This is a genomic window from Pandoraea eparura (assembly GCF_902459725.1).
GTDB lineage: Bacteria > Pseudomonadota > Gammaproteobacteria > Burkholderiales > Burkholderiaceae > Pandoraea > Pandoraea eparura.
In genome coordinates, this window is the sequence record NZ_CABPSH010000002.1 from 771,641 (window position 1) to 783,691 (window position 12,051).

Consider the following 12,051-nt stretch of genomic DNA (forward strand, 5'->3'; position numbering starts at 1 on the left):
ATTTCACCGACACCATGCCCGTTTTCGATCCCGTCGCCGACCGTTCCGCGCTCGCCGCCGCGCTGGCCGATGGCAACACGCGTCTCGTGGCCTGTTTGTGCGCGGCGTGGTGCGGCACTTGCCGGGAGTACGCGCTGGCGTTCGAACAGTTGGCTGCGCGCCATCCGGCGCTGTGTTTCGTCTGGGTGGATATCGAGACGCATGCCGACTGGCTTGACGATCACGATATCGAGAACTTCCCGACCCTACTGGTGCAGGACGCCCGGCAGGCCGCGGGACAGGCCCGTTTCTTCGGTCCCGTGCTGCCCGCCATCGGCATTCTTGAGCGCATGCTCGATGCGCACGTGCTGGGCGACGCCACGGTCGCCGCCCCCGCGCTGCGCGAGCATCTGCTTGCCGGATAACGCCCGCCGGAACCGGGTGGCAAGCGCCCCCCCGCAGCGCCCGCCGCCCCGCCACGGCCATGGCGCGGCACCGCCGTGCCCACCCTTGCCGACGGCTTGCGACGCGCTTATGATGTGCCGCTTTCGGGCACGCCGTGTGCCCGATCCGACGGCAACGCCGGATTGGCTATATGTTATAAAGCCAACGAATGTCGCTTGGCGACGCCCCCTCACCAATACCTAACGTCATGTCAAAAGCTCTGATCATTGCCGAGAAACCGTCTGTCGCGAATGACATCGCGCGGGCGCTGGGCGGCTTTACCAAGCATGACGAGTACTTCGAGAGCGACGACTACGTCGTCTCGTCGGCGGTTGGCCACCTCGTCGAAATCGGCGCGCCGGAAGACTATGAAGTCAAACGCGGCAAGTGGAGTTTTGCCAACCTTCCCGTGATTCCTCCGCATTTCGACCTCAAGCCGATCGCCAAGAGCGAGTCGCGGCTGAAGGTGCTTACTCGGCTCATCAAGCGCAAGGACGTGGACGTCCTGATCAACGCCTGTGACGCGGGACGTGAAGGGGAGTTAATTTTTCGCCTGATTGCCCAGCACGCGAAGGCGAAGCAGCCGGTTCGGCGTCTGTGGCTGCAATCGATGACGCCGCAGTCGATCCGCGACGGCTTCGGTCGTCTGCGCAGCGACGACGACATGCTGCCGCTGGCCGACGCCGCGCGCAGCCGCGCCGAAGCCGACTGGCTCGTGGGCATCAACGGCACGCGTGCCATGACCGCGTTCAACAGCAAGGGCGGCGGTTTCTTCCTGACGACGGTGGGTCGCGTGCAGACGCCGACGCTGTCGATCGTGGTCGAGCGCGAAGAGAAGATTCGCAAGTTCGTGTCGCGCGACTACTGGGAAGTGCGCGCCGATTTCGTTGCCGCCGCGGGCTTCTACGAGGGGCGCTGGTTCGATCCGAACTTCAAGCGCAACGAATTCGATCCAGAGCAGCGCGATTCGCGCCTGTGGAGTGTGGCGGCGGCCGAATCGGTCGTGGCGGCGGTGCGCGGCAAGCACGGCACGGTCACGGAAGAATCGAAGCCGTCGACGCAACTCTCGCCGCTGCTGTTCGACCTGACGAGCCTGCAGCGTGAGGCCAACGGCCGCTTCGGCTTCTCCGCAAAGAACACGCTGGGTCTGGCGCAAGCGTTGTACGAAAAGCACAAGGTGCTGACGTACCCGCGTACCGACGCACGCGCGCTGCCCGAAGACTATCTGGCCACCGTCAAGGAGACGATGGCCGTGCTCAAGGAGAGCAACAATTACCACCAGTTCGCCAACCAGATCCTGAACAAGGATTGGGTCAAGCCGAACAAGCGGATCTTCGACAACAGCAAAATCAGCGACCACTTCGCCATCATCCCGACGCTGCAGGCGCCGAAGAACCTCTCCGAGCCGGAGCAGAAGCTGTACGACCTCGTCGTCAAGCGCTTCCTGGCGGTGTTCTTCCCGGCGGCAGAGTACCAGGTGACGACCCGGATCACGGAAATCGTGGGCCATCACTTCAAGACCGAGGGCAAGGTGCTCGTCAACGCCGGCTGGCTTGCCATTTACGGCAAGGAAGCGCAGGGCGACGGGAAAGAGAGCAAGGACGGCAAGGAAGAGCAGCCGAACCTCGTGCCGGTCGCGAAGGACGAGAAGGTCGGTGTCGACAAGGTGGAAGCGGTCGGCCTGCAAACCAAGCCGCCGGCGCGCTACAGCGAAGCGACGCTGCTCTCGGCCATGGAAGGCGCGGGCAAGCTCGTTGAAGAAGGCGAGTGGCGCGAGGCGATGGCGGGCAAGGGGCTGGGAACTCCGGCCACGCGCGCGGCCATCATCGAAGGGTTGCTGACGGAAAAGTATCTCGTGCGCGAAGGCCGCGAGTTGCATCCGACGGCCAAGGCCTTCCAGTTGATGACGCTGCTGCGCGGGCTCGGCGTGGACGAACTCACATTGCCCGAACTCACCGGCGAGTGGGAAGCCAAGCTCTCGCAGATCGAGCGCGGCGGCCTCAAGCGCGACGAGTTCATGCACGAGATCGCGCAGATGACGCAGACCATCGTCAAACGCGCGAAGGAATACGACTCGGACACCATTCCCGGCGACTACGCCACGCTCACCACGCCGTGCCCGCATTGCGGCAGCGTGGTCAAAGAGAACTATCGGCGCTTCGCGTGCACGAGCTGCAGCTTCTCGATCTCGAAGATCCCGGGCGGGCGTCAGTTCGAAATCCCGGAAGTCGAAGACCTGCTCAAGAACAAGACGATCGGACCGCTGTCGGGTTTCCGCAGCAAGATGGGGCGTCCGTTCTCGGCCATTCTCAAGCTCTCGCCCGACGACGAGATGGGTTACAAGCTCGAGTTCGACTTCGGCCAGGACAACGGCGACGAAGACGGCGAGGCGCCCGATTTCACGGGGCAGGAGCCGGTCGGCAAGTGTCCGAAGTGCGGCGCGAGCGTGTTCGAGCACGGCATGCGTTATGTCTGCGAAAACGCCGTCGCCAGCCCGAAGACCTGCGACTTCACGTCGGGCAAGGTGATTCTTCAGCAGGAAATCACGCGCGAGCAGATTCACAAGCTGCTCACCGAAGGCAAGACGGATCTGCTGACGAACTTCAAGTCGTCGCGCACCGGTCGCACGTTCAAGGCGTATCTGGCCAAGCAGAAGGACGGCACCATCGGCTTCGAATTCGAAGCGAAGGCACCGAAGAAGACGGCGGCGAAGGCTGGCGACGCCGAGGCTGACGGCAAGGCTGCACCGGCGCGCAAGACGGCAGCGAAGACCGCGGCGGCAAAGACACCGGCCAAGAAGACTGCCGCCCGGAAAACGACGGCGAAGGCCAAGCCGGCCAAGTCCGCCAAGCACGAGGCGGCGTCCGGCGCATCGGACAACACCATCGAGGACGACGAAGCGCCGTTCTAGGCGGATCGGGTGTCGTGGGGTGTCGTATTGCCCGGTCGTCACCGGGCAATGAAAAACGGCCGCTCTCTCAGGAGTGGCCGTTTTGCCATGTCACGCCGCGGAAAACCTCACACCGACATTCCGGCGGCCGGTGCGCTCGACGACGGCATCTTGGGCGGTACCCAGCGCTCGGCGGCCGAAATGCCCTCGTTCTGACGGAAGTACTCGACGGTAAGATCGATGAAGCCGCGCGTCTTGGCCGACAGATACTTGCGACTTGGATAGACGAGCGAAACATCGACCGGCGTTTGCGAGTAGTTGCGCATCAGCGCGACGAGATCGCCGTCGCGCACATCGTTACCCACGAGGTACGACGGCAGGAACGCAATCCCGTGCCCCAGCAGCACCGACTGACGCAGCAGCGCCGTGTTGTTGCAGATGAACTTGTTCTGCACACGCACACGTACTTCGCCGTCCGGGCCGGAAAACACGCGATCTTCGCTCCAGATGTCATTCGGCAGCCCGAGCACACCGTGCTCGCCCAACTCTTGCGGCGTGACCGGTTCGCCGTGCTCGGCGATATAGGCCGGCGACGCACACAACATCACGCGCGTCTCGGCAAGCACACGCGAAATCAGGCTTTCGCTGTTGATCATGCGCGTGAGCAGAATGCCGCAGTCGTAGCCTTCCTCCACCAGGTCGATCGCCCGATCGGAGAGCGTGAGGTCCACCACGACCTTCGGGTGCAGCTCCTGGTACTTCTTGATGAGCGGCGCGAGGTTGCGCAGCCCGAACGACACCGGGGCGACGACCTTCAACGTGCCTTTCGGATCGCGTGAGGCGCTGGAGATGAGGGCATCGGCCTCGTCGACTTCGTCGATGATTTGCCGGCAGCGCTCCAGATACACCTGCCCCGCGCCGGTCAGCGACAGGCTGCGCGTGGTGCGATTGAGCAGACGAACGCCGAGATGCGATTCCAGTTCCGCGACGTGTCGCGTGACCACGGCGGCCGACAGATCCATCTGGGCAGCCGTACGGGCAAAGCTCCCGTTGTCGGCCACTTTGACGAAAACACGCATCGATTGCAGACGGTCCATGTAGTTTCCAAGCGTGATGTGCCGCGTCGTACTGGCGGGGACGTGCATGGGGGGCCAGCCATTCACTGGCGCTGCACCTGCCCGCGAGCACCAGTCGGCCCCCGCCCGAGGTTATTCCGATGCGAGCCGCGCGTGCCGCCTGGGCTATCGACACGGCGGGGGACTTCAATAAGGCGCTAGCTTACCGTAGGCCGCCAAAATTTGCCTGACATGGCAATGATTTGGGCGCATCGCCGCCCTATGAGACGCGCCGTTGTGGCCGTGGATTCGGGATCGATGCCGGACATCCGCAACGCGCAGACCGTCATCGGACCGTCATCGTTATCGCACGTGGGCCCGGCGCCATCAGCCGGGTATTTGACCCAGGTCACGGCGAGGCGTTCGTCGCGACGCTACAGTCGCATATCCCCTACTGTGACAGGCCGCGTCATGACTTCGCTCCGCCTTACGTCGACGCCTTGCGCCAACGCCTCAGACACCAGCAAACCGCGCAACGGTGCGCCATGCCCCGGCTGCGCGTCGTGTGTGTCGGCCGAAGGCCTCCGACAGTCACGGTGCAGCGCGAGCCCTGCGCCGCACAACACCGCCCACGCCGCGCCCCCGATACCCTTCGACGCGCAGCTGCTCGCCCGTTACGACGTAAGCGGGCCGCGCTACACCTCGTACCCGACAGCGCTGCAATTCCACGAGAACTTCGACGCAAGCGACTACGCGCGCGCAGCGGCGCAGTCCAAGCGCACCGGCAAACCGCTCTCCTTGTATGTTCACGTTCCGTTCTGTGACACGGTGTGCTTCTACTGCGCGTGCACCAAGATCGTTACGCACAATCGCGCTCACGCGCAGGCTTACGTCGAGCGCCTGCACAGCGAGATCGCGCGGCAGGCGTCGCTGCTCGGGGCTGGCCGCACCCTCGCGCAGATGCACTGGGGCGGCGGTACGCCGACGTTCCTCTCGTTGGAACAGATTGCCTCGCTCGTCGAGGCCATCAGCCGCCACTTCGTGATGACGCTCGACGACAGCGCCGAATACGCCATCGAGATCGATCCGCGAAGTGCCGGCCCGGCGTCGATTCGCGCCTTGCGCGCGCTCGGGTTCAATCGCCTGTCCATCGGGGTGCAGGATTTCGACCCTCGTGTGCAGACCGCCATTCATCGTGTGCAGCCGCGCGCGCTGGTCGAAGCGACGCTCGACGCGGCGCGAAGCTGCGGCTTCCGGTCGGTCAACTTCGATCTGATCTACGGCCTGCCGTATCAGACGCCCGAGTCGTTCGCGAACACGCTCGACGCCGTGATCGAGATGGCGCCGGAGCGTCTGTCGGTCTTCAGCTACGCGCATCTGCCACAGCAGTTCAAGATGCAGCGCTGTCTGCCCGACGCCCTGCCTGACGGCCCGCAAAAGCTGGCGCTGTTGCAGACGATCATCACCCGTCTGAGCGCCGCAGGGTATGTCCATATCGGCATGGATCACTTTGCGCGTCCTGACGACGAACTCGCCCGTGCGCAGGCCGCCGGCACCCTGTATCGCAACTTCCAGGGTTACAGCACACGGGCCGATTGCGATCTCGTCGGCGTGGGCATGTCGGCCATCGGCCGCGTCGGCGATAGCTATGCGCAGAACGCCAAAACCCTGAAGTCCTATTACGCGGCCATCGATGCCGGCGGACTTGCGCTCGCGCGCGGCGTGCGGCTCGATGCAGACGACCGGCTCCGTCGCGATGTCATTTCGCGCCTGATGTGCCACATGTCGCTGGACTTCGCCCCCATCGAAGCGGCCCACGAGATTGACTTCGTGACCTACTTTGCACGCGAGCTGGGCGAGTTGGCCGAGCTGGCAGCCGACGGACTCGTGGCCGTCGACGCCCATGGGTTGCGCATCCTGCCGGCGGGGCGTCTGCTGGTGCGCGTTGTCGCCCAGGTCTTCGATCGCTATCGCCGCGGCGACGCTCACTCGCGTTGTGCGAAAGTGATGTAAGCACGGCGTGGCTGACCTCATAAAAAAAGCGCCCGGCGAAGCTCACCGGGCGCTCTCATTTTCTGGGCGACAGAGGCCGTCAGGCTAACGACACCTCAGCAGCATCGTCCGCCGGTCTTGCCGCCATAGCGCGCTTCCTGACGCTCCCGAAAGAACGCCTCGTAGCTCATGACCGGCTGATCCGGGTGTGTGGCCTGCATGTGCGCGACATAGGTGTCGTAGTCGGGCAGGCCGACCATCAGACGCATGGCCTGCCCCAGATACCGCCCCACCTTACCGACTTCATCGAGCATGGCATCGCCCCCGGTCTCAGACCTGACGGCCGGTCGGCAGCGGCTCGAACGGCGTTTCGCGAGCCGTCGGCTTGTTGGCCTGGCGCGCCACGAGGATGGTGCGCACGCCAAAGATCGCCACGGACACGACCACGAACATGAACACGCCGGAGAGCGTTGCATCGACGTAATCGTTGAACACGATCTGCTGCATCTGCGCCACCGACTTGGCCGGCGCGAGCAACTTGCCGTCGGCGAGCGCCGCCTGATACTTCGCTGCGTGGGAAAGGAAGCCGACCTTCGGATTTGCATCGAATATTTTTTGCCATCCGGCCGTGAGCGTGCAGGCCAGCAGCCACAGCGTCGGCAGGATCGTCACCCAGGCAAAGCGCTCACGCTTGAGCTTGAAGAGCACGCACGTCGCGAGGATCAGCGCAATCGCGGCGAGCATCTGGTTCGAGATGCCGAACAGCGGCCACAGCGTGTTGATGCCGCCCAGCGGATCGACCACGCCCTGATACAGGAAGTAGCCCCACGCGGCCACGCACAGGCCCGTGGCGGTCAGGTTCGCGGGCCACGAATCCGTGCGCTTGAGCGACGGCACGAACGTGCCCAGCAGATCCTGCAGCATGAAGCGGCCCGCACGCGTGCCGGCATCCACGGCCGTCAGGATGAACAGCGCTTCGAACAGAATCGCGAAGTGATACCAGAACGCCATCATCGCTTCGCCGCCGACCACCCGGTGCAGGATCTGGGCCATGCCGACGGCGAGCGTCGGTGCGCCACCGGCACGCGAGATAATCGTGTTCTCGCCCACTGCGTGCGCGGTGGCGATGAGCACGTCCGGCGTGATGGAGAAGCCCCACCCCGAGACGACGTGCGCCACGGCTTCCGGCGTCGTGCCGATCACGGCCGCCGGGCTGTTCATCGCGAAGTACACGCCCGGGTCGATCACCGAGGCCGCAACCAGCGCCATGATGGCCACGAACGATTCCATCAGCATGCCGCCGTAGCCGATAAAGCGCGCATTGACTTCGTTATCGAGCAGCTTGGGCGTGGTGCCCGACGAGATCAACGCATGGAAGCCGGATACGGCGCCGCACGCGATCGTAATGAAGAGGAACGGGAACAGCTTGCCCGACCAGACCGGGCCGCTGCCGTCGACGAACTGCGTGAGCGCAGGCATCTTCAGCTCGGGCGCGACGACCAGAATGCCGATGGCCAGCGCCATGATCGTGCCGACCTTGAGGAACGTGGACAGATAGTCGCGCGGCGCGAGCAACAGCCACACCGGCAGCACGGACGCGACGAAGCCATAGCCGATCAGCATCCACGTCAGTTGCTTGCCATCGAACGTGAACAGCGGCGCAAAGGTGGCGCTGTCGTGCACGTTCTGGCCGAAATAGATCGCGGCCATCAGCATCACGAAGCCGATGATCGACACTTCGCCAATGCGGCCCGGACGAATGTAGCGCGTGTAGACGCCCATGAACAGCGCGATTGGAATCGTCAGTCCGACGGTGAACGTGCCCCACGGCGACCCCGCGAGGGCCTTGACCACGATCAGCGCCAGCACCGCCAGGATGATGATCATGATGAGGAACGCGCCGAACAGCGCGATCACCCCGGGAATCATGCCGAGTTCGGACTTCACGAGATCGCCGAGCGAGCGGCCGTCGCGACGCGTGGAGATGAACAGCACCATGAAGTCCTGCACCGCACCGGCGAACACCACGCCGGCGAGAATCCACAACATGCCCGGCAGATACCCCATCTGCGCGGCGAGCACGGGGCCGACGAGCGGCCCTGCGCCGGCAATGGCGGCGAAGTGGTGACCGAACAGCACGTAGCGGTTGGTCGGCACGTAGTCCAGTCCGTCGTTATGACGCCAGGCCGGCGTCATGCGCGAGCCGTCGAGTTGCGCGACGCGCGTCGCGATGAACTTGCTGTAGAAACGATAAGCGATCAGATACACGCAGACGGCCGCGATCACGATCCAGAGTGCGCTGACGGTTTCGCCGCGCGATAGCGCCACCGTGCCGAGCGCGCACGCGCCGACGACGGCTACCGCTGCCCAGGGCAGTTGTTGCCAGATACGATTCATAGTCTCTCCTCGGAACTGCCTCCTTCAGGCAGCAACCCGGGACGGTGCCGTTGCGGCACTGCCCCGCCTCTTGACGCGGCGCCATGACAGCGCCGTCGAACGTGGCTCACTGCGCGCGCCCCTCTTTCGGGGGTCTGTGCTCAGTGAGGGAGGGCGCAATTGCGCAGTCCATCGGCATGCGGACATCCGACCTGACGCAACACCGGCGAGACGCTGGCGAGTTACACTCGTCTGCCCCGGCCACGATTCGGCGTGTAGTATTGGCGTTTGCCCGCCCCGCCACAAGCGCGGAACTACGCAGCCTCGCTACGTGCTACTACGTAGCGAAGCTGCCTGAAACGCGGCACTGCAGCTTTCCGAATGTCATGAATCTCCGACAGAAATTTTTCGTCCTGGCGTTGCTGCCGGTGGCCTTGGCGATGGTCGCCATCGCGTTGGCGGTGCGACACCAGGGCAACGAGCTTTCGCGCGCGCAGCACGACGCCGTGCAAACCACGTCGCTGGCCAACAAGCGGGCGGAGCTGCTGCATTACGTGGGCCTTGCGCGCAACGCCATCCAGCCGCTGTACGACGGCCCCGACACGCCCGCCGCCCGCGAGGCCGCCCTCGCCATCCTCGCCCGTCTGGAGTTCGGCAAGGACGGCTACTTCTTCGTCTACGATCTCGAAGGCCGCAGCCTGATGCATCCGCGCCAACCCGAGCTGGTCGGCCACAACCTCTGGTCGCTCAAGGACGCGTCGGGCGCGCCCACGATCCAGCGCCTGATCGCGGCGGCACGCGCCGGTGGCGGCTACGTGCAATATCCGTGGGAAAAACCGTCGCTGCACCAGATGGCGCCCAAGCTCGGCTACGTGGTGGCCCTGCCGCGCTGGAACTGGATGATCGGCACCGGGATTTATCTCGACGACGTCGAAGCCACGCTGCGCGAGTCGGACGACCGCGCCCAGGCGAACATCGACCGCACGCTGATCTGGATCACCCTCATCGCGTCCTCGTGCCTGGCGATCGTGGCCTTGTGCGGGCTTGCCGTGAACATCAGCGAACTCAAGACCGCCGATGCGAAGTTGCGCCAACTGGCGCGTCAGGTGGTGGAGTCGCAGGAACTCGAGCGCGCGCGCATCTCGCGCGAGTTGCACGACGGCATCAGCCAGTTGCTGGTGTCGGTCAAGTTACTGCTCGAGTCGGCGTCGATGCGCCTTCCCGGTTCGCCCGCCGCCGCCAGCACCGCGCTGGGCGTGGCCATCGATCGGTTGAACGGCACGCTCGGGGAAGTGCGGCGCATTTCGCAGGCGCTGCGCCCGGCCATGCTCGACGATCTCGGCCTGGCCGCGGCCATCGACCAGCTCGCGCGGGAATTCGGCTCGCATGCGGGCCTGCCGGTCGAGATGCAAGTCGAAGGCGACGCGCCCGTGCTGGACGACAACATCAAGACGATGCTCTATCGCATTGCGCAGGAAGCCCTGACCAACATCGAGCGCCATGCGCACGCGTCGCGCGTCTCGATCCTGCTGAGGTTCAAACCTGACGGCATTCACCTGTCGATTGCCGACGACGGCCGCGGCTTCGATGTCACCGACGTGCATCACAACCCCAGCCATGGCATCGGCCTTCGCAACATGCGGGAGCGGCTCGACGCCGTTGGCGGCGTGCTCGGTATTCAGTCGTGGCCCGGCCTTACCACCATCAACGCGTGGGTGCCCCTCACGCCCGCTGCCGCGAAAGCGGCGCTTCGTGCAACCTCACGCCCATGACGCAAGCGCATCCCATTCGACTGCTCCTGATCGACGATCACCCACTCGTGCGCGACGGACTGCGCGCCCGCTTCGACGCTTCGCCCAACCTGCAAGTCGTCGGCGAAGCGGGCAATGCGCAGGAAGCGCTCACGCGGGCGAAGACGGCGTCGCCGGATCTCGCGCTGATGGACATCAGCATGCGCGGCACAAACGGCATCGAGCTGACGGCACAGTTTCGCGAGCAGTTTCCGCACATCGCCGTATTGATTCTCTCGATGCACGACAACGCCGAATATGTGCGGCAGGCCGTGCGTGCCGGCGCGCGCGGCTATGTGCTCAAGGACGCCCCCGCTCATGAGATCGTGACTGCCATCGAACGCGTGGCGCGCGGCGATTCGTACTACAGCGCCGCCATTGCCGCACGGGTGGTACAGGCCTCGACATCGCACGCGCCCATCGATTCGCTGACGCCTCGCGAACGTGAAATCCTCTCGCGGATCGCACGCGGATTGGCGAACAAGCAAATTGCCACGGAGATGGATCTGTCGGTCCGAACCGTGGAGACGCACCGGCTCAACATCAAACGCAAGCTCGGCATCGAAGGCCAGGCAGAGTTGATCAAGTTCGCGGTGGAAAATCGGCTGTAGGTCGCATGCGGGGCGTGCGCAGGGCGCGTGTCGATCGTGGGGCGCGCGGGCGCGGATGAGTCGGTCGACCTTAAGGCGGCTCACGCCGAGCGTGATTCATGCAGAAACGGGTTGTATACCTCCACACCGGTATTGGAAAAATCCTTGACGTTGCGCGTGACCACGACCAGTCGATGCACCAACGCGGTGGCCGCGATCAACTTGTCGATGGGGTGCTCCGAATGGGGCACGCGCAGACGTGCCCAAACGTTACAGATCGTCTGGTCCACCGGCAAAATCTCGCGCGCGTAATCGCGCTTCAGCTTCTCGAGCCATGTCTCGATCAGCGCCGCCTGTCGCGCATCATTCCGGTGCCGAAGGATTTTCACACCACGCTGCAATTCCCCCAGCGTGATAACCGAAAGGAATCGTGGTGATTGATCACGATCGGTCAGGCGGATAAAGCGCTGAACCCCTTCGTCACCGCCCCCGCATTTCCGACACTCGCTAATAACGTTCGTATCGAGTAAATACATCGGACGCCCGTCGCCTTAGTTGATACGTTCAAAATCGCTGTCCAGTCCGACATTCGGCATGGCCAGCAGTGCTTCGCCCAGCGAGCGAAACCCCGGAACCCGCGCCACGTTATCCAGAATCGTCAGCACCTCTTCTTCCGGCGTTCTCCCATACATGGCCGCGCGCGACCGGATCGATCGCATGAGCGGTTCGTCAATACCTTCGATCAACATCATGTGCATCAGCGCCTCCTGAGGTTCCGAATGGAAAAGTCGTTGTCCGAACAGAACAACAGGGAAAATGCTATCACCACACCCCTTTCGAAAACCGCCTGGATCCTTGCCTGGCAAGCCTTTCGGAAGTCTCACAAGACAACAAAAATCCCACCGAAGTCTCCCTCGGTGGGATCGCTGTGCGCA

10 protein-coding genes are annotated in these 12,051 nt (G+C 64.1%); 5 read left to right on the forward strand and 5 right to left on the reverse strand.

Annotated elements, in window-relative coordinates; genetic code table 11:
• The first annotated feature begins 14 nt into the window (after nucleotides 1-14).
• Complete coding sequence (locus PEP31012_RS07705; protein WP_150588713.1) at nucleotides 15-404, forward strand: thioredoxin family protein; 390 nt, start codon at nucleotides 15-17, stop codon at nucleotides 402-404.
• A 227-nt stretch (nucleotides 405-631) separates the two neighbouring features.
• Complete coding sequence (locus tag PEP31012_RS07710; RefSeq protein ID WP_150588714.1) at nucleotides 632-3,334, forward strand: DNA topoisomerase III; 2,703 nt, start codon at nucleotides 632-634, stop codon at nucleotides 3,332-3,334.
• 107 nt (nucleotides 3,335-3,441) lie between these two features.
• On the opposite strand, the gene PEP31012_RS07715 is transcribed toward PEP31012_RS07710, so the two are convergent.
• A complete protein-coding gene (locus tag PEP31012_RS07715; protein ID WP_150588715.1) occupies nucleotides 3,442-4,410 on the reverse strand; it encodes a LysR family transcriptional regulator in 969 nt (322 codons plus the stop codon).
• Between the two features lie 429 nt (nucleotides 4,411-4,839).
• Between PEP31012_RS07715 and hemN the strand changes: the two genes are divergently transcribed.
• Nucleotides 4,840-6,381 carry an oxygen-independent coproporphyrinogen III oxidase gene (hemN, locus tag PEP31012_RS07720; RefSeq protein WP_246171177.1) on the forward strand — a complete coding sequence of 514 codons (1,542 nt, stop codon included), beginning with the start codon at nucleotides 4,840-4,842 and terminating at the stop codon, nucleotides 6,379-6,381.
• A 95-nt stretch (nucleotides 6,382-6,476) separates the two neighbouring features.
• Here hemN and PEP31012_RS07725 read toward each other — a convergent pair whose 3' ends face one another.
• The gene (locus PEP31012_RS07725) at nucleotides 6,477-6,674 is read right to left on the reverse strand and encodes a YbdD/YjiX family protein (protein WP_150588716.1); all 198 of its coding nucleotides are present in this window, start codon (nucleotides 6,672-6,674) and stop codon (nucleotides 6,477-6,479) included.
• Between the two features lie 16 nt (nucleotides 6,675-6,690).
• Nucleotides 6,691-8,757 (reverse strand): carbon starvation CstA family protein, encoded by a 2,067-nt coding sequence (locus PEP31012_RS07730; RefSeq protein ID WP_150588717.1) that lies wholly within the window; start codon nucleotides 8,755-8,757, stop codon nucleotides 6,691-6,693.
• Nucleotides 8,758-9,122: 365 nt separating this feature from the next.
• On the opposite strand from PEP31012_RS07730, the gene PEP31012_RS07735 reads away from it, so the two are divergent.
• Both PEP31012_RS07735 and PEP31012_RS07740 read left to right on the forward strand, forming a co-directional pair.
• Entirely contained in the window at nucleotides 9,123-10,508 is a 1,386-nt protein-coding gene (locus PEP31012_RS07735; protein WP_150588718.1) for a cache domain-containing protein, read from the forward strand.
• Nucleotides 10,505-11,137, forward strand: a complete 633-nt coding sequence (locus PEP31012_RS07740) for a response regulator (protein ID WP_150588719.1) — start codon at nucleotides 10,505-10,507, stop codon at nucleotides 11,135-11,137. The genes PEP31012_RS07735 and PEP31012_RS07740 overlap by 4 nt, the downstream gene beginning before the upstream one ends.
• 80 nt (nucleotides 11,138-11,217) lie before the next feature.
• Here PEP31012_RS07740 and PEP31012_RS07745 read toward each other — a convergent pair whose 3' ends face one another.
• Both PEP31012_RS07745 and PEP31012_RS07750 read right to left on the reverse strand, forming a co-directional pair.
• Nucleotides 11,218-11,652: a type II toxin-antitoxin system VapC family toxin gene (locus PEP31012_RS07745; RefSeq protein ID WP_150588720.1), complete on the reverse strand. Its 435-nt coding sequence runs from the start codon at nucleotides 11,650-11,652 to the stop codon at nucleotides 11,218-11,220.
• Between the two features lie 15 nt (nucleotides 11,653-11,667).
• Nucleotides 11,668-11,868, reverse strand: coding sequence for a DNA-binding protein (locus PEP31012_RS07750; protein ID WP_130024507.1), 201 nt, complete (start codon nucleotides 11,866-11,868; stop codon nucleotides 11,668-11,670).
• Nucleotides 11,869-12,051: the final 183 nt, after the last annotated feature.